This window comes from Sphingobium sp. OAS761, from assembly GCF_024168485.1.
In the GTDB taxonomy this organism is placed as follows: domain Bacteria; phylum Pseudomonadota; class Alphaproteobacteria; order Sphingomonadales; family Sphingomonadaceae; genus Sphingobium.
Genome location: NZ_JALJVY010000009.1, coordinates 18,638 through 39,397 on the forward strand (window position 1 = coordinate 18,638; position 20,760 = coordinate 39,397).

22 protein-coding genes are annotated in these 20,760 nt (G+C 63.3%); 6 read left to right on the top strand and 16 right to left on the bottom strand.

The features are described from left to right. Positions 1-28: 28 nt before the first annotated feature. The 7 genes from dxs to epsC all read right to left on the bottom strand — a co-directional run bounded on the left by dxs (position 29) and on the right by epsC (position 6,187). Positions 29-1,948: a 1-deoxy-D-xylulose-5-phosphate synthase gene (gene dxs / locus J3E64_RS13015; RefSeq protein WP_253343458.1), complete on the bottom strand. Its 1,920-nt coding sequence runs from the start codon at positions 1,946-1,948 to the stop codon at positions 29-31. A gap of 54 nt (positions 1,949-2,002) precedes the next feature. Further along, positions 2,003-2,470, bottom strand: coding sequence for a Fur family transcriptional regulator (locus J3E64_RS13020; protein WP_253343459.1), 468 nt, complete (start codon positions 2,468-2,470; stop codon positions 2,003-2,005). Between the two features lie 44 nt (positions 2,471-2,514). Continuing rightward, the gene (locus tag J3E64_RS13025; protein ID WP_253343460.1) at positions 2,515-2,841 is read right to left on the bottom strand and encodes a DUF423 domain-containing protein; all 327 of its coding nucleotides are present in this window, start codon (positions 2,839-2,841) and stop codon (positions 2,515-2,517) included. Beyond that, a complete protein-coding gene (locus J3E64_RS13030; protein WP_253343461.1) occupies positions 2,838-4,640 on the bottom strand; it encodes a monovalent cation:proton antiporter-2 (CPA2) family protein in 1,803 nt (600 codons plus the stop codon). The genes J3E64_RS13025 and J3E64_RS13030 overlap by 4 nt, the downstream gene beginning before the upstream one ends. Continuing rightward, positions 4,640-5,062: an iron-sulfur cluster assembly scaffold protein gene (locus J3E64_RS13035; RefSeq protein ID WP_253343462.1), complete on the bottom strand. Its 423-nt coding sequence runs from the start codon at positions 5,060-5,062 to the stop codon at positions 4,640-4,642. The genes J3E64_RS13030 and J3E64_RS13035 overlap by 1 nt, the downstream gene beginning before the upstream one ends. 67 nt (positions 5,063-5,129) lie before the next feature. Next, entirely contained in the window at positions 5,130-5,474 is a 345-nt protein-coding gene (locus tag J3E64_RS13040; protein WP_253343463.1) for a DUF2794 domain-containing protein, read from the bottom strand. Beyond that, complete coding sequence (epsC, locus tag J3E64_RS13045) at positions 5,474-6,187, bottom strand: serine O-acetyltransferase EpsC (protein WP_253343464.1); 714 nt, start codon at positions 6,185-6,187, stop codon at positions 5,474-5,476. Before epsC ends, J3E64_RS13040 begins: the two co-directional genes overlap by 1 nt. Positions 6,188-6,360: 173 nt before the next feature. Between epsC and J3E64_RS13050 the strand changes: the two genes are divergently transcribed. Together J3E64_RS13050 and J3E64_RS13055 are read left to right on the top strand one after the other, a co-directional pair. Continuing rightward, positions 6,361-7,134: a sulfite exporter TauE/SafE family protein gene (locus J3E64_RS13050; RefSeq protein ID WP_253343465.1), complete on the top strand. Its 774-nt coding sequence runs from the start codon at positions 6,361-6,363 to the stop codon at positions 7,132-7,134. Between the two features lie 39 nt (positions 7,135-7,173). Continuing rightward, the gene (locus J3E64_RS13055) at positions 7,174-8,100 is read left to right on the top strand and encodes a hydrogen peroxide-inducible genes activator (RefSeq protein ID WP_253343466.1); all 927 of its coding nucleotides are present in this window, start codon (positions 7,174-7,176) and stop codon (positions 8,098-8,100) included. Here the strand turns inward: J3E64_RS13055 and J3E64_RS13060 are convergent. The 3 genes from J3E64_RS13060 to pgsA are packed head-to-tail and all read right to left on the bottom strand — an operon-like array spanning position 8,097 to position 9,359. Then, positions 8,097-8,540 carry a molybdenum cofactor biosynthesis protein MoaE gene (locus J3E64_RS13060; protein WP_253343467.1) on the bottom strand — a complete coding sequence of 148 codons (444 nt, stop codon included), beginning with the start codon at positions 8,538-8,540 and terminating at the stop codon, positions 8,097-8,099. The two genes, J3E64_RS13055 and J3E64_RS13060, sit on opposite strands and share 4 nt — an antisense overlap. Then, positions 8,537-8,791: a MoaD/ThiS family protein gene (locus tag J3E64_RS13065; protein WP_253343468.1), complete on the bottom strand. Its 255-nt coding sequence runs from the start codon at positions 8,789-8,791 to the stop codon at positions 8,537-8,539. The genes J3E64_RS13060 and J3E64_RS13065 overlap by 4 nt, the downstream gene beginning before the upstream one ends. Positions 8,792-8,795: 4 nt before the next feature. Next, positions 8,796-9,359, bottom strand: a complete 564-nt coding sequence (gene pgsA / locus J3E64_RS13070) for a CDP-diacylglycerol--glycerol-3-phosphate 3-phosphatidyltransferase (protein WP_253343629.1) — start codon at positions 9,357-9,359, stop codon at positions 8,796-8,798. Between the two features lie 133 nt (positions 9,360-9,492). Between pgsA and J3E64_RS13075 the strand changes: the two genes are divergently transcribed. Further along, positions 9,493-10,803, top strand: a complete 1,311-nt coding sequence (locus J3E64_RS13075) for an MFS transporter (protein WP_253343469.1) — start codon at positions 9,493-9,495, stop codon at positions 10,801-10,803. Positions 10,804-10,831: 28 nt separating this feature from the next. On the opposite strand, the gene J3E64_RS13080 is transcribed toward J3E64_RS13075, so the two are convergent. Continuing rightward, entirely contained in the window at positions 10,832-11,029 is a 198-nt protein-coding gene (locus J3E64_RS13080) for a hypothetical protein (RefSeq protein ID WP_253343630.1), read from the bottom strand. 108 nt (positions 11,030-11,137) lie between these two features. On the opposite strand from J3E64_RS13080, the gene J3E64_RS13085 reads away from it, so the two are divergent. Then, a complete protein-coding gene (locus J3E64_RS13085) occupies positions 11,138-13,183 on the top strand; it encodes a transglycosylase domain-containing protein (protein ID WP_253343470.1) in 2,046 nt (681 codons plus the stop codon). Between the two features lie 13 nt (positions 13,184-13,196). Here J3E64_RS13085 and J3E64_RS13090 read toward each other — a convergent pair whose 3' ends face one another. Continuing rightward, positions 13,197-14,255 (bottom strand): hypothetical protein, encoded by a 1,059-nt coding sequence (locus tag J3E64_RS13090; protein ID WP_253343471.1) that lies wholly within the window; start codon positions 14,253-14,255, stop codon positions 13,197-13,199. 136 nt (positions 14,256-14,391) lie between these two features. Here J3E64_RS13090 and J3E64_RS13095 point away from each other — a divergent pair, with 136 nt between their 5' ends. Continuing rightward, entirely contained in the window at positions 14,392-15,324 is a 933-nt protein-coding gene (locus J3E64_RS13095) for a nitronate monooxygenase family protein (RefSeq protein ID WP_253343472.1), read from the top strand. 11 nt (positions 15,325-15,335) lie between these two features. Here J3E64_RS13095 and J3E64_RS13100 read toward each other — a convergent pair whose 3' ends face one another. Beyond that, positions 15,336-16,214 (bottom strand): alpha/beta fold hydrolase, encoded by an 879-nt coding sequence (locus J3E64_RS13100; RefSeq protein ID WP_253343473.1) that lies wholly within the window; start codon positions 16,212-16,214, stop codon positions 15,336-15,338. Positions 16,215-16,674: 460 nt separating this feature from the next. Between J3E64_RS13100 and alaS the strand changes: the two genes are divergently transcribed. Continuing rightward, a complete protein-coding gene (gene alaS / locus J3E64_RS13105) occupies positions 16,675-19,344 on the top strand; it encodes an alanine--tRNA ligase (protein ID WP_253343631.1) in 2,670 nt (889 codons plus the stop codon). Positions 19,345-19,486: 142 nt separating this feature from the next. Here the strand turns inward: alaS and rplI are convergent, their stop codons facing one another. The 3 genes from rplI to rpsF are packed head-to-tail and all read right to left on the bottom strand — an operon-like array spanning position 19,487 to position 20,751. Next, positions 19,487-20,086 carry a 50S ribosomal protein L9 gene (gene rplI / locus J3E64_RS13110; RefSeq protein WP_253343474.1) on the bottom strand — a complete coding sequence of 200 codons (600 nt, stop codon included), beginning with the start codon at positions 20,084-20,086 and terminating at the stop codon, positions 19,487-19,489. A gap of 13 nt (positions 20,087-20,099) precedes the next feature. Further along, positions 20,100-20,324 (bottom strand): 30S ribosomal protein S18, encoded by a 225-nt coding sequence (rpsR, locus tag J3E64_RS13115; protein ID WP_004212076.1) that lies wholly within the window; start codon positions 20,322-20,324, stop codon positions 20,100-20,102. Between the two features lie 13 nt (positions 20,325-20,337). Beyond that, positions 20,338-20,751 (bottom strand): 30S ribosomal protein S6, encoded by a 414-nt coding sequence (gene rpsF, locus J3E64_RS13120; RefSeq protein WP_253343475.1) that lies wholly within the window; start codon positions 20,749-20,751, stop codon positions 20,338-20,340. Positions 20,752-20,760: the final 9 nt, after the last annotated feature.

Consider the following 20,760-nt stretch of genomic DNA (forward strand, 5'->3'; position numbering starts at 1 on the left):
CGTTAAAGAGCAACTGATAAGTTGCCCTTTAGGCACGCGCCTCCGCGCCGACATTATTGTGACGCAACGCGGTCAGCACGGTATTGACGATACCCGCCGCGTCGAGCCCGGCGTCGGCATATTGCTTTTCCGGCTTGTCCTGATCCTGAAAGGCGTCGGGCAGGCGCATCGTCCGCAGCTTCAGGCCGGTGTCGATCAGTCCGAGATCGCTCGCCAGCGTCAGCACATGGGCACCCAGGCCGCCAACGGCGCCTTCCTCGATCGTCACTGCGACCTCATGGGTCGTCAGCAGGCGCCGGATCAATGCCTCGTCCAGCGGTTTGGCGAAGCGCAGATCGGCGACGGTAGTCGACAGTCCCTTCGCCTCCAACAGATCGGCAGCCTTCAGCGCCTCCTCCAGCCGCGTGCCAAGCGACAGGATGGCGACCTGACGGCCTTCGCGCACGATGCGGCCCTTGCCGATGGCCAATCTTTCGGGAACTTCCGGCATCGCGACGCCGGTGCCGTTTCCACGCGGATAGCGGACCGCGATGGGACCGGTGTCGTGGCAAGCGCAGGTATGGACCATATGGACCAGTTCCGCCTCGTCGGCGGCCGCCATCACCACCATGTTGGGCAGGGTCGCCAGATAGGCGAGGTCGAAGCTGCCGGCATGCGTTGCCCCGTCCGCCCCCACCAGACCCGCGCGGTCGAGCGCGAAGCGCACTGGCAGGTTCTGGATCGCCACGTCGTGCACGACCTGATCATAGGCGCGCTGGAGGAAGGTCGAATAGATGGCGCAGAACGGTCGCATGCCCTGCGCGGCCAGACCGGCGGCGAAGGTGACGGCATGCTGTTCGGCAATACCGACGTCGAAACTACGATCGGGAAAGGCTGCCTCGAACTTGTCGAGCCCGGTGCCCGACGGCATGGCGGCCGTGATGGCGCACACGGTCGGGTCCCGTTTCGCCTCGGCAATCAGGGCCTGGGCAAAGACGTTCGTGTAGCTGGGCGGACCTGGGGGAGCCTTGGCCTGTGTGCCGGTGACCACGTCGAATTTCTGCACACCATGATATTTGTCGGCTGCAGCTTCCGCCGGAGCATAGCCCTTGCCCTTCTGCGTCACGACGTGGACGAGGCAGGGGCCTTCGGCGGCGTCGCGAACATTTTCGAGCACGGGAATGAGCTGGTCCAGATTATGCCCGTCGACCGGGCCGACATAATAGAAACCCAGTTCCTCGAACAGCGTCCCCCCCATGGCCATGCCCCGGGCAAACTCGTCGGTCTTGCGCGCGGCATTGTGCAGTGGGCGGGGCAGCTTGCGCGCCAGCCGCTTGGCCAGGTCGCGCAGCCCCAGAAATTCGCGGCTCGACACCAGCCGGGCGAGATAGGCGGACAGGCCGCCGACCGGTGGCGCGATCGACATGTCATTGTCATTGAGGATGACGACCAGGCGGTTGCCTGCCTCCCGCGCGTTATTCATCGCCTCATAGGCCATGCCAGCCGACATCGCGCCGTCGCCGATGACGGCGATGCCCTTGCCGGGCTGGTCGGTCATCTTGTTGGCGATGGCGAAGCCCAGCGCGGCGCTGATCGACGTCGAGCTATGTGCGGCACCGAAAGGGTCATAATCGCTTTCCGCGCGCCTGGTGAAGCCGCTGAGGCCTCCTCCCTGGCGCAGTGTGCGGATGCGATCGCGACGCCCGGTCAGGATCTTGTGGGGGTAGCATTGGTGCCCGACGTCCCAGACCAGCTTGTCGCGCGGGGTGTCGAACACATAATGGATGGCCGTCGTCAGTTCGACGACACCCAGCCCCGATCCCAGATGTCCGCCCGTAGTGCCCACGGCGGAAATCGTCTCCGCCCGCAATTCGTCGGCAAGCTGGCGCAACTGCCCGGGTTTCAGCGCGCGCAGGTCGGAAGGCCAAGTGACCTTGTCGAGCATCGGCGTGTCGGGGCGATCATTCATATTCAGCAGACTCCTGGGCATGTCCTGGCGTTCCGATGGCGCGCGCGCCACCGTTCACGCTGCGCATTTCGCGCATGTGCCCAATATTTCGATCACCGGCCGCTCGGCGTGAAACCCCTCATGCTCGGCCACGGCACGGACGTTGTCCGTGACCTTGTCATCATCGACGTGGGTGGCCTGCTTGCAGGCGCGACAGACCAGAAAGATGCAGTCGTGCTGGCAGCCGGGATGGGCATTGGCGATGTAGGCATTGGCGCTTTCCACGCGCATCGCGATATTATTGGTCACGAACAGGTCGAGGATGCGGTAGACACTGTTGGGCGCGACCCGTTTTCCCCGTGCCTTTGATACGCTGTCCGCGATATCATAGGCCGAAGCGGGACGGTCCTCGGCCGCCAGTGCGTCGAAGATGGCGGCGCGCATGGGCGTCCATTGTTCGTTGCGCGCTTCCAGCGTCGCGCGCGCCGCGTCGGCAAGCTTCGCGCCGGTTGGTTCCATATGATGATGATGGTGATCGGCCATATACTCAATCTATGCGCGGCGAGGCGCGGGGGCAAGGGTTCGGGTCAGCGCTGCCCGAATGTCCATGCGGCCCATAGCCAGCCGCCGATCATCAGAACGCCGCCGATCGGCGTGATCGCGCCCAGCCATCGCGGTGCGCCCAGCGCCATGGCATAGAGGGAGAGGGCGAAGATCGCAGCGCCCGCCAGCAGCAGCGCAGCGGCCCCGCGACTTGTTCCCGGCAGCGCCAGGGCGGCCACGGCGTGGACAAGCTGGTAGATGCCGCCTGTGCGCAGCCATTCCGCCGCCTTGGGGTCGTTCACGCCATGGGCGCCGAACGCTCCTGCGCCGATTGCGAGCGCCGCAGACAGGCAAGACAAAATGGCTATCATGCTTCCTCCCCGTCGCCCCGCGTGGTCAGGCGCATGGACCGGCCGGGACGGAACATCAAGTGCTTTGCCGCCAGCAGGTCGCCATGTTCGATCTGGAGCGCCAGGCGCTGATCGTCATTGTCGCGATACTGCCGCTCGACCTCGTCGATTTCCTTATCGGGTACGCCAAGGACCTGCATCGCCTGCGCGCCCATGCATATCGCCGATTCATAGACTTCACGCACCACCCCGGCCAGATCCATGTCCTTGAACGCCAGCAATTGCCGCCGGTCATAGGCGCGCAGCATCAGCGCGGCCTGCGGGAAGGCTTCCGCGATCGGTTCCAGCACGCGCGGATCGAGCGACGGATCGTCGATGCAGAAGGCGATGAGCCGCGCCTCCTCCGCCCCTGCGCGTCGCAGCAGGTCGATGCGCGTACCATCGCCATAATAGACCTTCATGTCGAACCGGCTCGAAACTTCGATCTGGGCCGGCTTCTTGTCGATCAGAACGACCCCGAAGCCGTGGCCCATCAGCATCTGCGCCACGGTCTGGCCAAAGCGGCCATAGCCCACGATGATCGCGGTGCCATGCGTTTCCTCGTCCGGGCCGGGCAGGTCGTTTCGCTCCTTGGGCTGGGCAAATTCGAACCGGCGGGCAAAGAGCATAAGGAACGGCGTCGTCGCCATCGAAAAGGTGACGATGGCACTGAACAGGCTTGCCGCTTCCGGGGCGATCAGAAACGCATTCTGAGCCTGCGCGAACAAAACGAAACCGAATTCGCCACCCTGGCTGAGCAGCAGTCCGGCGGCGAGCGCCGGTTGCCATTCCATGCCGAACAGGCGCGCAAGGCCGGCAATCAGGGTCGCCTTGGTCGCGACCAGCACCAGCGCCATGCCGATGACGAAGACCGGATGCGCCGCGACGGTCGCGAGATCGAGCACCATGCCTACGGCCAGGAAGAACAGGCCCAGCAGAATCGACCGGAACGGTTCCACATCCGCCTCTATTTCGTGCCGATAGGGCGAATCCGCCAGCATCACGCCCGCAACAAAAGCCCCCAGTGCGGTCGAAAGATGTAGAGCATGCATTAGTGCGGCAGCCGCAAGCACGGTGAAAAGGCCCACGGTCACGAACAATTCCCGCTCCCCCAGCCGGCCGACGAGTTGCAGCGCGGGGCGCAGGATGAAGCGGCCTGCCAGCACCAGTCCCGCTATCGCAGCGACGGTATAGCCGGCCAGTACCCATCCGGGCGGCCCGGCGGCATCGGCCGGGTTGCGCGACAGGGCGGCAATGATGGTGATCAACGGAACGATGGAAAGGTCCTGGAACAGCAGGATCGAAAACACCTTTTCGCCAAAAGGGGAGTTGATGCGGCCGCTCGATTTCAGGCCCGGCAGGACCTGCGCCGTCGAGGACAGGGCTAGCGGAAGGCCCAGCGCGATGGCCGCCCCCCAGGTAAAGCCCGTCGAATAGAAGATGATGGCTGTCAGGATACAGCCGCACAATACGACCTGCGCGAGGCCAAGCGCGAATATGTCGCGTTTGAGACGCCAGAGCCGGGCTGGATGCAGTTCCAGGCCAACGAGGAAGAGCAGCAGCACGATGCCGATTTCGGCAATGGCCAGTTTCGATTCCGCGCCGCCGACCAGGCCCAGCCCCTGCGGCCCGACCAGCGCGCCTGCGACCAGATAGCCCAGCACCGCGCCCAGTCCGAACCGGCGGAAGATCATGACGAACAGCACGGCGGCGCCCAGCAGGATGACGCCGTCCGACAATAACACGTCGGTCGCGCTGACCGCATTTGCCGGGGCGGCCATCAGGCGTCCGCCATCCGCGCGGCTTCGGCGATGGCCTCGAACCCCAGCCGGATCGACGCGTGGCGCGCTGGATAGCCGCGTGCCGGCGCAAGCACGGCGAGGCCCGGCCAGAAATCGAGATCGTCGCTCTCACCCGAAAGATAGGCGGTCAGCCGATCCCGCGCTTCGGCCAGTTCGGCCGCGTTCAAACCAATTGCCTGCGCCGCCATCAATGCCGCCGACGCCTGACCCAATGCGCAGGCCTTGACGTCGAGACCGAGGTCGCTGACACGCCCGTCGCGCATCCGCACGTCGGCCGTGACGCGCGAACCGCACGTCGGAGATCGCTTTTCCACGCTGGCCTGCGGCGCGGTCAGCCGTCCCTGATGCGGAATGCTGGCAGCAAGCCGCAATATGTCCTTGTTGTAGAGAGGGGCGTTCATGTTCCCCATCTAGGCGCGCGATGCCGCCGGGTGAAGCGGGCAGCGGCCCGCAACGCAAATATATCGGTCAGTCGTTGACGATGCGCAGCAGCTTGCGTTCGACCGGAGCAAGCACATTGTGCAGTTCCTGACCGCGCCGAAGTATCTGGCCGCCCTCTCCGACGAGCGCCCACATGCCCTGCCGATGGCGAAGTGCGGGACGTTTTTCGATGCGATATTCGGGCCGTTCCGCGGACCGCCGGAATGCGCTGAAGACCGCCGCTTCGCGTCCCATGTCCATCGCATAATCGCGCCAGTGCCCTGCCGAAACCATCCGGCCGTACAAATCCATGATCCTTTGCAGTTCCAGCCGGTCGAAGCCGACCTGACCGGTTCGCCCTCCTTGACCCGGGAACGGCGTCACATTGGTCATCAGGCGCGGCCGCGTTCCTCGAACAAGCTATCTTCATCGGGGACTAAGGGCCGCTGGCGTTCCGCCATCAGTTCCGCCAGACGCTTCTGCAATTGCTCCACCTCGCACTGCAAGGTTTCCAGCTTCTGCTTTTCCGGGTCGAAACAGTCGGAACAGGGAGTGCCATAGGGCATGAAATCGCGCTGATACGCGGTGACATCCACCAGCATCTGCCGCGCCGGGATGCCCACCATCGTCGCACCTTCCGGGACATCCTTTGTCACGACGGCGTTGGCTCCAACGCGTGCCCGCGCGCCGACATTGACCGGACCCAGGACCTGTGCGCCGGACCCGACGATGACGCCGTCGGCCAGCGTCGGATGCCGCTTGCCGGCTATGCCGTTGGCCGGATCGGTACCGCCAAGGGTCACATTCTGGTATAGCGTGACATCGTCACCGATTTCGGCAGTTTCGCCGATGACGGTGAAGCCATGGTCGATGAAGAAGCGCTTGCCGATCCGGGCTCCGGGATGAATGTCGTTACCGGTCAGGAAGCGGGCGATATGGTTCACTGCACGCGCCAGGAAAAACAGCCGTGCCCGGTAAAGCCGGTGGGCCACACGATGAAACGCCAGCGACCAGACGCCGGGATAAAGCATGATTTCCGCTAACGAACGCGGCGCGGGGTCACGCGCCTTGACCGACTCCAGATAGGCAATGAGATTGCGCACCATCGACAGCGCCCTTGCAAGCTGATCCCGAACAAGACCGCTACATAAGCCCATGGTCAGGATTTTTCCAGAGGAGGCCGGTTTTTGGTCCGATGCCGGTCGGGATAAAGTGGGGCTTGCGTCCGATCGACTTATATGACTATCAATATTGTAGAGAATAATTCGAAGGACGATGGATGATCGATTCCCTCTATGCCCATGTGAGCGACATCCTGCCTTTCATCCTGATCGGCTTTGGCGCGCAAATGATCGACGGGGCGCTGGGAATGGCATATGGGGTCATATCGAGCACATTGCTGCTCGCGGTCGGTGTGCCGCCCAGTCGCGCATCGGCAAGCGTGCACGCGGCCGAAACGTTCACCACCGGCGTTTCCGCCATCAGCCATATCCTGCATGGCAATGTCGACTGGAAGCTGTTCGGTCGCCTGATCGTTCCGGGTGTCATTGGCGGCGTAACCGGCGCCTATTTGCTGACGCATATCGACGGTGCGGTCGTCAAACCCTTCGTTCAGGTCTATCTTGCCACGATCGGCGTCTATCTCATCTGGCGCGGGTTTCACCTGCCGCCCAAGCCGCGCGACCCCAAATGGGTGGCCCCCCTCGGCTTGCTTGGCGGCTTCATGGACGCCAGCGGCGGTGGCGGGTGGGGGCCCATCGTCACTTCGAACCTCCTGCTACAGGGCGCCAGTCCACGACATACCATCGGGACGGTCAATAGCGTTGAGTTCATCCTGACGCTGTCGATCAGCCTAACCTTCCTCTTTCATCTCGGCTGGGCGACCTTCACCACCTATACGCTGGGACTGCTGATCGGCGGCGTCGTGGCGGCGCCTTTCGGCGCGATGCTGGCGCGCCGTATCTCGCCCCGGTGGCTGTTCACTTGTGTTGGCATCATCTTGACGCTGACGTCGCTTTTCGGTGTCAGCAAATGGCTTGGTTATATCGGCTGATACGCTTATATTCGACGTTCTGATCGAGGAAGTCGATGAATGTCGAGTTATCTGCCAACGCTCAAGCAGCTTCAATATCTGGTGGCACTGAAGGAACAGGGCCATTTCGGCAAGGCTGCCGACAGCTGTTTCGTCACCCAATCAACCTTGTCGGCAGGCATTCGCGAGCTTGAATCGCTGATCGGCGTGACGCTGGTCGAAAGAACGCGCCGTGTCGTCCGCTTTACGGCCCTGGGGGATCGCATTGTCGACAAGGCGCACCGGGTGCTGCGCGAGGCGGAGGAACTGGCAGCGATCGCCGAGGCGTCCGGCAAGCCGCTGACAGGCGAATTGCGCATGAGTGTCATACCGACGATCGCGCCATTTCTGCTGCCCCGGCTGTTGCCCCGGCTGCGCGCGGACCGGCCGGAACTGAAACTCTACCTGCGCGAAGAAACCAGCCAGGCTGCGATCGAATCGCTGCGGCACGGCAATGTCGATTGCGTACTGCTGGCCCTGCCGTTTCCGATGGGGGACATGGACAGCGAAATCCTGTTCCAGGACCGGCTCTATGTGGCCTTCCCAGAGGACGAGCCGCGCGATCCACCGGACTGGATCGGTCCGGACATGATCGACGAAAGCAAGTTGCTGCTGCTGGAGGATGGGCATTGCCTGAAGGACCATGCTCTCGCCGCCTGCAATCGTCCCGACCTGCGCGCCAGCGCGACGATGATGGGCACGTCGCTCCATACGCTGATCCAGATGGTCGACAACGGCCTGGGCATGACCATGATCCCGGAAATGGCCATCGCCGGCGGCATATTGGAACATACGCGGATCGCGGCGCGTCCGTTGCGCTCCGACCATGCCTGGCGCGACATTGCGCTGGTGTGGCGAAAGAGCAGTCCGCGGGAAAAGGAATTTCATCTGCTCGCGGGCATCCTTCGGGATGCGGCGGCGCAAAAGGAAGAAGCGGCGGCTGCCTAGCCGTTCCAGCCATGCGCCCTGGCGTCGTCCTCGCTGCGGGACGCGACCCATTGCGTGTTGCCGTCGGCGAAATGTTCCTTCTTCCAGAAGGGGGCGTGGACTTTCAGCCAGTCGATCAGGAACGCGCAGCTTTCCAGTGCCGCCGTCCGGTGCCGAGACGCGGTGCCGACGAACACGATCCGCGCACCGGGAGTCAGATAGCCGTGGCGATGAATGACCGTCATGCCGATCAGCGGCCATCGCTCGCCGGCGTCCATGACGATGCGCTCCATCTGCAAGCGGGTCATGGCCGGATATTGTTCCAGTTCCAGTGCGGCCAGGCCGTTCCCGCCTCGCACTACGCCGGTAAAGCTGGCGACGCCGCCGCCGCCCAGCGCTTCCAGCGTCGCCAGTTCACCCGCGACGTCGAAATCCTCGGTCTGGACGAGCACCCGCTTCATCCGCCGGTAACCGGCGGAAACAGGGCCAGTTCCTGCGCATCGCCAATCGCATGGTCCAGCGGCGTGAAGTGCTGGTCCAGCGCAGCGCGCAGTCGCTGCTGGTCGCCCAGTGCCGCGGCATAGCCATCGCCACGCGCGGCCAGGGCCGAGATGACGTCGGCGATGGTTGTTTCCGGAGCAGGGCGGGGCAGCGCTTCGCCATCGCGCCCGATCATTTCCCGCACCCAGGCGAAATAGACAATCGACAGCATATCGTCAGTCCATGTGCCGGATGCCGACACGCAGATAGTCCCAGCCGGTGATCAGCGTCAGTATTGCCGCCGCCCAGAGGGTAACTAGGCCCACGGCCTGGACGAAGGGAAACTGGGGGACCGCCCCGGCCAGGATCAGGGCACCAAGCGCGATCAGCTGAAACGTCGTCTTCCATTTGGCGAGCCGGGACACAGGCATGGATACCTGAAGCCCGGCCAGGAATTCGCGCAGGCCCGACACCGCGATTTCGCGCAGCAGGATGATCATCGCGGCGATGATGTGGAACCCGGCAATGTCGCGCGTAGCACCCAGCATCAGGATCACGGCACCGACCATGATCTTGTCGGCGATCGGATCTAGAAAAATACCCAGCTTGGATACGGCCCCCTGCGCCCTTGCAAGATAGCCGTCGAAATAGTCGGTGATGCCCATCAGGCAATAGAGCGCGAAAGCCAGGGCGTAACCGGTGGTCCAGCGCGCGCCCAATTCTGCGGGCCAGAGCAACGCGACCAGCAGCGGAACCGTAAATATGCGCGAGAGCGTCAGCAGGTTGGGCAGCGTCAGCATGGGCGCGGACTGCCACAGTCCGGCGCCCCATACAAGCGGGGCGGTGAGCAATAGCACATGCGCATTGGACAGAGACGACACCAGCCGCTAGACCCCGCTCCGGTCGCTAACGGAAAAGAAGACCCCCCATTCCATGCAAGCCTCTCTCAGGCTCCTGAACAAGCGCCGTTTTCTGCCGCTTTTCATCACTCAGTTGCTTGGCGCGTTCAACGACAACCTGTTCAAGAATGCGATGGTGCTGTTCGTCGTCTATCAGGTCTATAACGACGAAAAGTCGGAAACCTGGTTCAGTGCGCTGGCGACCGGCCTGTTCATCCTGCCGTTTTTTCTGCTTTCCGCCCTTTCGGGGCAACTGGCCGATCAGCGGGACAAGGCGGTGATCATCCGCTGGGTCAAGGCCGCGGAAATCGGCATCATGCTGGTGGGCGCAACGGGTCTTGGGCTGATCTGGGGCGGTATCGCCGTCCACACGCTCGCCATTCCCCTGTTGCTGGCCGCCCTCTTTTCGATGGGCGTCCATTCGACTTTCTTCGGTCCGATCAAATATGCGATCCTGCCGCAGCATCTTCATGATGAGGAAGTGCTGGGAGGAACCGGACTGGTCGAAGCGGGAACCTACATCGCAATCCTGGCCGGCACCATCCTGGCCGGAATCATCCCGGTGGAAGCGGCGGCAGCCGGCATTATCATTACGGCGATCATCGGCTATCTGGCAGGCCGGGCGGTCCCTTCCGCGCCATCGCTGCTGGAACGGCAAGCCATCGATTTCCACATTATCCGCTCGTCTATCGCACTGGTGCGGGGCACCATGCATATCCGCCGATTGTTCCTGGCGATCATGGCGATCAGCCTGTTCTGGGCCGTCGGATCGATCCTCTTCATTCAGTTTCCACCGTTGGTGAAGAACGTCCTGACCGCCGACAAGCCGGTGGCGAGCCTGTTTCTGGCGATCTTTTCCATCGGTATCGCCATCGGGTCGGTCGCAATCAATCGGCTCCTCAATGGACATGTCTCGGCGAAATATGCGCCGGCATCGGTCCTGGGCATGGGACTGTGCGTCGTGGCATTTCATGTCGTTTGCGATCTTTGGACACCCGTTGGCGACGGCCGCATGCTTTCCTTGTCGGAATTCATGGTTCATCCGCTGGCCGTGCCGTTATCGCTCAGCCTTCTGGGCGTCGCCACGTTCGGCGGGATGTTCGTGGTGCCGCTCTACGCCTTCCTGACGACCACGGTGGAAAAGTGCGAGGCGGCGCGAACCGTTGCCGCGAACAATATCGTAAATTCCGGGGCTATGGTGATCGGGTCGGTTGCGGCCATCGGATTGAGCATGGCCGGAATGTCGGTGGTAAAACAGCTTTTGCTGGTCGCGGCGCTGTCGATTCCCTGCGCATGGATGGCGCAGAAGCTTCACCGGGCCTGCGACGGGCCCGTTTGTGATTGACAGGCGACCGGTGAGCGATGGCGCGGGTTCAGAAAATGAAGCTGTAGAACGCCGTGAAGAACGCGCAGAAGCTGAGGGCGAAGAGTTTCCAGTCCTGATCGTCGTCCACCCGTTTGCGCGGCGCGCCCGCTGCCGGGTCGGCGGCGCGCAGCACATGGGCCGGCAAACGCTGGCGAAAGGGATGGCGTGCCGATTCCGACGTGAGGACAAGAGGGCGTGTTCGCATGGTCACTGGTTAACGTCTGATTTACCATTTAGGCCACGGCGAAAGATGGTTAATTTGCCACTGTCCCGCGGCGGGACATGCTTGACTGTATCATTTGAATAATACAGCATGACCGAACCCATGCAGGAATCGACATCAGCGGAAACCACGGCGATATCGTCGAGGGAGTTCGGCGCGGGGCCACCAAGCGCCTTCGCCCCGGTCCCGCCCTGGCGACGGCGTCTTCAGATTGTCGGCTGGCTGGCGGTAGCGGCGCTGGCGCTGCTGATGATCGTCGTCGCGTGGCTGGCCGTGACCGCACCCCTGTCCCAATCGCTCCGGCCCATCGCTCCGCCCAGCATCAGCCTGATGTCGGCGGACGGGCATCTGATTGCCCGGCGCGGCGCGGTGATCGACAAGCCTGTGACGATGGCACGGCTGCCCGGCCATGTGCCGCAGGCCTTCATGGCGATCGAGGACCGGCGGTTCCGCAGTCATTGGGGGATCGATCCACGCGGCATCGCACGGGCCGCATGGCACAATCTCTGGTCGGACGGTGCCTCGCAGGGCGGCAGCACGATCACGCAGCAACTGGCGAAGGGCGTTTTCCTTTCCAGCGACCGTACCTTTGGGCGCAAGGCCCGCGAGGCGCTGATCGCGCTCTGGCTGGAAGCCTGGCTGACCAAGGACCAGATCATGGAGCGGTACCTCTCCAACGTCTATTTCGGCGACAATGTTTATGGCTTGCGGGCGGCCGCACGCCATTATTTCAATCGCACGCCTGAACGGTTGACCATCCCGCAGGCCGCGATGCTGGCCGGATTGCTCAAGGCGCCATCGCGCCTGGCGCCGACCGGGAATTTGAAAGGCGCGCGGGCGCGCGCGGCCCTGGTGACGCAGGCCATGGTCGACGCGGGCTATCTGACTCAGGCGGAACGCAACGCGCTGCCCCCGGCGCGTCTCAACGTGCATGAAGAGCCCGATGCTACCAGCGGCACCTATTTTGCCGATTGGGTCCTGTCCGATGCGCGCGACCGCGCCGGCGCCGTCTATGGCGAACAACAGGTCGCGACCACGCTGGACTGGCGCGTCCAGCGTCTCGCCGAAGCGGCGGTGCGGCGCGCGCCCCTGGGGGATGCGCAGGCCGCTCTGGTCGCGATGAAACCAGATGGCAGCGTCGTGGCCATGGTGGGTGGTAAGAATTATGCCAAGAGCGGTTTCAACCGGGCTGTCCAGGCAAAGCGGCAGCCCGGATCGACCTTCAAGCTGTTCGTCTATCTGGCGGCATTTCGTGCAGGAATGAGCCCTGACGATATGATCGACGATACGCCGATCACGACCGGTACCTATCGTCCGACCAATCATGGCAGCAAATATCGGGGACGAATCACGCTGCGGCAGGCGTTCGCCGCGTCCAGCAACGTGGCGGCGGTACGTCTGGCGCAGAAGGTCGGGATCGACAATGTGATCAAGGTGGCACGTGACCTGGGCGTCACGGTGCCGCTGACCGAGGATCTGAGTCTGGCCCTGGGAACATCGGAAGTGCCGCTGATCGAACTTGCGCAGGCTTATGCGGCGGTGGCAGCGGGCAGCTATCCGGTTGTTGCCCATGGTCTGCCACCCGAAGAGCAGGGCTGGTTCGACCGGCTGGTCAAACGCCAGCGCGCATTCAGCGACGATCAGCTTGAAATGATCCGGGACCTCCTGTCGTCAGCCGCCAATCGCGGCACCGGCAGCGCGGCAGCCTTGCGCACCCGCACTTTCGGAAAAACGGGCACGACGCAGGATAGTCGCGATGCAATATTTGTCGGTTATGCCGGCGGCCTGGTGACAGCAGTCTGGATCGGCAACGACGACAATGGCCCGCTGCCGGGTGGTGCGGCGGGCGGCGGCGTGCCGGCGCGGATTTGGCGCAATTTCATGAGCGGGGCGATCAACGAGCCGGTCGAGGATGCGCCGGCGGAAGCGCAGGACCCGGATCTGGTGAACGCCATCGCCAATGTCACGGTGGAAACCGGCATCGGCAATATCGGGATAGGCGTCGATCCGGGCGGCATGACCGTAAACATCGGGGGCAATCAGTTGCGTCTGCCGGCGGATGGTCTGCCGGCAGACGACACGCCGCCGCCAAGGATCGCCCCTACATTGCCCGCCGACAACGAGAACCAACCCTGACGGCGTGGGCGGTTCAGGCGGGCGCGCGTTCCAGGTAGGGAAGCCGGCTGGTCAGCGCCGGCGGCAGGCCGCCGACGATTATCGCCCGGGCGTGATGCCACAGTGCCGAGAGGAGCAGCAGCGCGGAACCGATCACCAGTGCGGTGAGCGCCCAGGACAATTCGACCGCCCCGGCCTGCTTGAACAAGGCATATAGGGCGAACAGGACATAGGCGAGGCTGGACACCAGCAGCGCGCGGCGGTCGATGGCCAGCGCGACCAGGCCGAATATGACGTAAAGCGCTATGACGGTCAGGGCCTTGCCGCCGCTGATCTCGTCGCCGTTCAGGACGCCCAGCAGATGGAACAGCGAATGGGCGATCATCGGCGCCGCCGCCAGATGCAGCCAGAAGGCCACGTCGGACCGGCGGGTCATGCGTGCCCGGTCCGACATGTCCCAATGCATCGCCAACAGGAATATGGCGACGCCCGCTGCAAGCAGCAGCAGGAAGGGCAGGATATGGTCGTCGGGAAATGCCGCAAGTATCAGGCCCGCGACGACGGCGGCGCCCGCGGTGGCCCCGGCCGCCACGGTGATCGGGACCATGAACCGCCGCCAGTGCAGCCAGGCCGCGCCCGCGCTGATGGCGGCAACGCCAGACAGGATCAGTGACGCCGTCCTGTCGTCGGCATCGGCGAATATCTGCGTAATGAGAGCACCCAGTGCGAACGCGACGCCGCCCACATAGCCGAGCAGCAAGAGAATTGAAGGCAGCGCCATCCGCCGCTGACGCGTGAAATATTCGGCAAGGCCCCAGCTGGTCGCTGCCACCAGCAGGCCAGACATGAAGGCGGGGTGATGATCCGCCGCCCCGAATCGCAGCTCGTTGCCCAGCCAGCCGACCGCGACCAGCAGGATCACGCTCGCGATTGCCACGAAAATATCATTGAAGCCCGTCAGCAGTCGAAAATGCTCTTCATCGACCACCGGGCTGGCACGTAATCGTGCGACATGATCGCGGAGCGCCAATGCCGCCTCCGGCGACAATATACCGGCCGCTACGGCATCCTGCAAATCGCTCTCGCTATACATTTCCCTGCTCCTGACGACATTAAGTCCTGGGGCATTCTATCACTACTGTATTATGCTATCAATACAGTAGAATTGGCTCTTTTCCGTTGGGCAAGCTGTGTTAGCGCGGATGTCCCATTCGGAAGGATTGCAATTCATGACCCTGCCTTCAGAGCTCAAGGACCGTCTTTCGCTGCCGCTTATCGGTTCGCCAATGTTCATCATTTCGCAGCCGGATCTGGTCATCGCCCAATGCCGCGGCGGGATTGTGGGGGCCTTTCCGTCGCTGAACGCGCGACCGTCCGGCCAGTTTGAGGCATGGTTGCAGCGGTTGGGGGAAGAATTGGGCGACGCGGATGCGCCTTTTGCCGTCAATCTTATCGTGCACCGGACGAACAAGCGGCTGGAGGAGGACCTGGCGCTGTGCGTGCGCTACCGCGTGCCGGTTGTCATCACGTCGCTCGGCGCGCAGGAGCGGGTGAACGAAGCGGTACACAGCTATGGCGGCATCGTGCTGCACGATGTCATCAGCAACGCCTTCGCGCGCAAGGCGATCGCCAAGGGCGCCGATGGCCTTGTCGCCGTGGCCGCAGGCGCCGGCGGCCATGCCGGGACGTTATCGCCGTTCGCGCTGGTGCAGGAAATCCGGCAATGGTTCGACGGCCCGCTCGCGCTTTCGGGTGCGATCGCTACCGGCCGTGCGATCGCGGCCGCGCGGATGATGGGGGCCGATCTGGGCTACATGGGGTCGCCGTTCATCGCGACGCGCGAGGCGAATGCGGATGCGGCCTACAAGCAGATGATCGTGGATGGCCGCGCCGAAGACATCGTCTATTCCGACGTATTCACGGGCGTCCATGGAAACTATCTTCGCCCCAGCATCGTGGCAGCCGGGCTCGATCCCGATGCCCTGCCAGAGGCAAAGGATATGGATTTCGCCGCGCTCGCGGGCGAAGGGACCAAGGCTTGGCGCGACATTTGGGGGGCGGGGCAGGGGATTGGCGCCATCGACGCGGTTCAGCCGGCGGCGGATTTCATAACCCGGCTGATATCGGACTATCGCGCCGCTGTTGAAGATTTCAGGCCCTGAGCATGGTCGGCTCAGAAAAAGCCACGCAATTCCTCGATAAAACGGTCGAACTGGTCGTGATGCAGCCAGTGGCCAGCATCCGTGAATTCGACCAGGCGGGCGTCGCGGAAATGACTCATCCGCCCATCGGTGGCGGGGTTTGACGCCCAGCTGTCCAACCCCAGGCACAGCAGCGAAGGACAGGTGATCCGCGACCAGAAGGCAGGCAGGTCTTCTTCCGACCCGTTATGGGGCGCCTGATCGTGCAGATAGGGATCGAATTTCCAGCTATAGCTGCCATCCTCGTTCCGGTTGACGCCATGCAAGGTCAGATGCATTGCCTGTTCGACCGAAAGTTGCTCGTTGCGTTCCCGCATGCGTCCGACCGCTGCTTCTATCGTGGGATAACGGCGCGGTGCCCGGCTTGCGCGGTTCCGCCGCGATGTCATCCATCCCCGCCAGACGTCAACCGGTGCCTGCTCCGCTTTTTCCTTGGCCCGTTCCGGCGACAGGCCCAGCCCCTCGATTGCGACGATCTTGCTTACCTTGTCGGGAAACAGGCCCGCGAAACGCAGCGCGATCGATCCGCCCAGCGAATGGCCGACGATATGCACCGGGGACCGATCGAGAAGATCGACCAGCAGCGCCAGATCATAGACGAAGTTGGCGGTCAGATATGAGCCGTCCGTCGACCAGCCGCTGTCGCCATGGCCGCGCAAGTCGGGTGTAATGACGTGATAGTCCCGTTCCAGCGCCCGGGCGGTCCAGTCCCAGCTTCGCGCATGGTCGAACGCGCCGTGCAATAGAATGACGACGGGAGCCGAGGGATTGCCCCAGTCCAGATAATGAAGGCGTGTTCGCAGCGATGTGAAGAAGCGCGAAGACGGTGTCGGATGGGTGGGCGTATCCATACAGTCCTTTTGGGGCTGGAGGAAAGGTCATCCAACTCCTTTGGGCAAGTAGGCCATGCTTGCAAGTGCGAATGAAGGAAAAGTATGACTTTTCCTGTATTTCGAGGATATCGATGAAGAAAATTGTTGCCGCGCGGCGAAAATTTGCGTGGCCATGACGCTGCTTCCTGACCTGCCGGGAGCGGGTGTTGCCAATCGACTGACCGGCTGTCCGGAGTCTCGACGGGCCGCCTGGACTCGCCGGCCGGTGGTGATGTCGAGGCGCTCGCCCCGATTGTAAACACCTCGGACCGGCCATCTCTACTGCTGTCAGGGCGCCACGGCATGGCAGGCATGGGGAACGGAAGGTGCAAGTAGCATGAGGCGCCTCGTTCCGGGGCCGCAGGATGCCATGCCTATTGTCATCGCGAGCCCGAAAGCCCCGCTTGTGCGACGAAGCGACCTCGCTTACATCGCCCCAATGACCTCGACCAACGACATTCGCCGCTCTTTCCTCGACTATTTCGGGGCGAACGGCCACACTATCGTGCCCTCGGCACCTCTGGTGCCGCACAACGACCCGACGCTGATGTTCGTCAACGCCGGGATGGTACCGTTCAAGAACGTCTTCACGGGGTTGGAAACGCGTCCTTACAAGACCGCGACGTCGAGCCAGAAGTCGGTCCGCGCCGGTGGCAAGCATAACGATCTCGACAATGTCGGCTACACCGCGCGCCACCATACCTTCTTTGAAATGCTGGGAAATTTCAGTTTCGGCGACTATTTCAAGGAACAGGCGATCACCCATGCCTGGACCCTCCTCACCAAGGAATGGGGCATCCCGGCCGAAAAGTTGACCGCGACGGTCTACCACACCGACGACGAGGCGTTCAATCTGTGGAAGAAGATCGCCGGCCTGCCCGAACAGCGCATCATCCGCATCCCGACCAAGGATAATTTCTGGGCGATGGGCGACAGCGGTCCCTGCGGTCCCTGCTCGGAAATCTTCTACGATCATGGCGACCATATCTGGGGCGGTCCTCCAGGATCTCCGGAAGAGGATGGCGACCGCTTCGTCGAGATCTGGAATCTCGTCTTCATGCAATATGAGCAGGAAGCAAACGAGATCGTCAGCGAACTGCCCAGGCCTTCGATCGATACGGGCATGGGGCTGGAGCGCATCGCGGCCGTGCTCCAGGGCGTTCACGACAATTACGATACCGACACGTTCAAGGCGCTGATCGCCGAGAGCGGTGCGCTGACCAAAACGGCGACCGACGGCGATCACAAGGCCAGCCACCGCGTCATCGCCGACCATCTCCGCTCTACCGGCTTCCTGATCGCGGACGGCGTGCTGCCGGCGAACGAAGGCCGTGGCTATGTCCTGCGCCGCATCATGCGCCGCGCCATGCGCCACGCCCATATCATCGGTGCGAAGGAGCCGCTGATGTATCGCCTCGTCCCCAGCCTCGTGTCGGAAATGGGCGTCGCCTACCCCGAACTGGTTCGCGCGCAGCCGTTGATCGAGGAAACCCTGCTGCGTGAGGAAACGCGGTTCCGCAAGACGCTGGAAAACGGGCTGAGGCTGCTTGATGAAGCGACCGTCGATCTGACCGAAGGCGGCACTTTGCCAGGGGAAACCGCGTTCAAGCTCTACGATACCTACGGCTTCCCCTATGACCTGACCGAGGACGCGCTGCGTTCGCGCGGGCTGACCGTCGATCGCAGTGGTTTCGACAGCGCCATGGCCGAGCAGAAAGCCGCCGCCCGCGCCGCCTGGAAGGGTTCGGGCGAAAAGGCGTCGGACGACATCTGGTACGACATTGCCGAGCGGCTGGGCGGTACCGAATTTACAGGCTACGCGGCCACGAGCGGGGAGGGCTGCGTCGTCGCCCTGGTCAAGGATGGCAAGGAAGTTTCCAGTGCCTCCGCCGGTGAGGATGTGATCGTCATCACGAACCAGACGCCTTTCTATGGCGAGAGCGGTGGCCAGACGGGCGACGCGGGCCGCATCATGAGCCCGGCCGGATGCGTGAACGAGGGCCTGCACCTCACCGTCATGGACACCATGAAGCCATTGGGTCGGCTGCACGCACATGTGGCGCGGGTCGATGCGGGCACTATCGAGGTGGGCGATAATGTCAGGCTTGAGGTCGACGTCGAACGGCGGAACGCGATCCGCGCCAATCACAGCGCCACGCACTTGCTGCACGCAGCGCTGCGCAAGGAACTGGGTGCGCATGTAACGCAAAAGGGCAGCCTCGTCGCGGCGGATCGGTTGCGTTTCGACTTCTCTCATCCCGAAGCGCTGACGCATGCACAGATCGCCGCGATCGAGGCCGACGTGAACGCGCAGGTGCGGCACAACGAGGATGTGACGACGCGCCTGATGAGCCCGGATGATGCCGTCGCGGCTGGCGCAATGGCCCTGTTCGGTGAGAAATATGGCGACGAGGTTCGCGTTCTTTCGATGGGGCGGGGTGACGACGCATCCTATTCCGTCGAACTGTGCGGCGGCACCCATGTCCGCGCGACGGGCGATATCGCCCTGTTCAAGATCGTGTCGGAAAACGCCGTTTCTTCGGGCGTGCGCAGGATCGAGGCGCTGACCGGCGAAGCGGCGCGCCTGTGGCTTACGGAACGTGACGACAAGCTGCGTCAGACCGCCGCAGCGCTGAAGACCACGCCGGACGACGTTCCAGCGCGCATCGCCGCGCTCGTTGAAACCAGCCGCCGACTGGAGCGTGAGCTTGCCGAAGTGAAGAAAGCGTTGGCGCTTGGCGGCGGTGGCGCGGCCCAGGCGGCCGGTCCCGAAAAGATCGGCAGCATCGCCTTTCTTGGCCAGGTGATCGAAGGCCTGGATCCCAAGGAACTGCGCGGCATCGTGGACCAGAACAAGGCCACGCTGGGCAGTGGCATTTCCGCCGTGCTTGCCGTGGTGGACGATCGTGCGACCATCGCGGTGGGCGTTACCGACGACCTCAAGGGGCAGATCAGCGCCGTCGATCTCGTCCGTGCGGGCGTGGAGGCGCTGGGCGGCAAGGGCGGCGGTGGTCGCCCCGACATGGCGCAGGGCGGCGGCCCGGACGGCGACAAGGCGCGTGAAGCGCTCGATGCGGTGAAGGCGATGCTGGCGGCGGTCCCGGTCTAGGGGGATCGCTGCCCGACATCCGGCCGGAGTGGATGCCGGGCGGATCCGGGCTGCTCCGGATCAGCGTCCCCAATCTTCGGGGCAAGCCAACAAAAAAGCCGCCCGGTGGGGCGGCTTTCTCGTTTGATCCGTTCGAAAACGCTCAGGCTTCTTCTTCGGCCGAGGCTTCGTCGGCCTCCGCAGCGATTTCGCCGGGCTCCGCGTTGGGATCATAGTCTTCCGTGAAGCCGGCCTCGTCCTTTTCGAACATTTCGGCCATCACGTCCACGCCCTGCGACTGAAGCTCGGCTTCCTCGGGCGAACGGGCGACGTTCACCGTGACGGTCACGGCGACTTCGGGGTGCAGCGCGACCTTGACGTCGAACACGCCCAGCGTCTTGATCGGACGTTCCAGAACGACCATCGCCTTGGTGACATTGGTGATACCATCGGCGTGCAGCGCGTCGACCACGTCGCGGACCGCGACCGAACCATAAAGATGGCCGGCGTTCGACGACTGGCGGATCAGGACGATCTGCTTGCCGTTGACGCCTTCGGCAGCCTTTTCGGCGTCCGAGCGGCGGGCAGCGTTGTCGGCTTCGATCTTCGCGCGGTTGGCGTCGAAGACTTTCTTGTTGGCGGCGTTCGAACGCAGGGCCTTCTTGTTGGGCAGCAGGAAGTTACGGGCGTAACCGTCCTTGACGGTGACGACGTCACCGATGGCGCCCAGCTTTTCGATGCGCTCAAGGAGAATGATTTCCATGGGTCTTTCTCCCTTACTTCACGATGTAGGGCAGCAGGCCCAGGTGACGGGCGCGCTTGATGGCCTGGGCCAACTCACGCTGCTTCTTGGCGGACACAGCCGTGATGCGGCTGGGGACGATCTTGCCGCGCTCGGACACGAAGCCCTGAAGCAGACGGACATCCTTGTAATCGATCTTCGGCGCATCCTTGGCGGCGAAGGGGCAGCTCTTGCGGCGGCGGAAAAACGGGCGTGCCATGTCTCAGATCTCCTTATTCGCCAGCCGGGGCTTCTTCGCGCTCACGGCGCGGGCCACGATCGCCACGGTCACCGCGATCGCCACGCGGGCCGCGCTCGGAGCGCTCCTGCTTGCGCATCATCACCGACGGGCCGGTTTCCAGTTCGTCGACGCGGATCGTCATGTAACGAATCACGTCTTCGTTGATCTGGGTCTGACGCTCCAGTTCGGCAACGACGCCGGCGGGGGCGTCGATGTTCAGCATCACATAATGCGCCTTGCGATTCTTGGCGATCTTGTAAGCGAGCGAACGCAGGCCCCAGGTCTCGACCTTGGTCACCTTGCCGTCCATGTCCTCGACAATCTTGGTGGCGTTTTCCGCCAGGGCGTCAACCTGCGCCTGTGCCAGATCCTGGCGCGCAAGGAAGACGTGCTCGTAAAGAGCCATGTCAGTGCC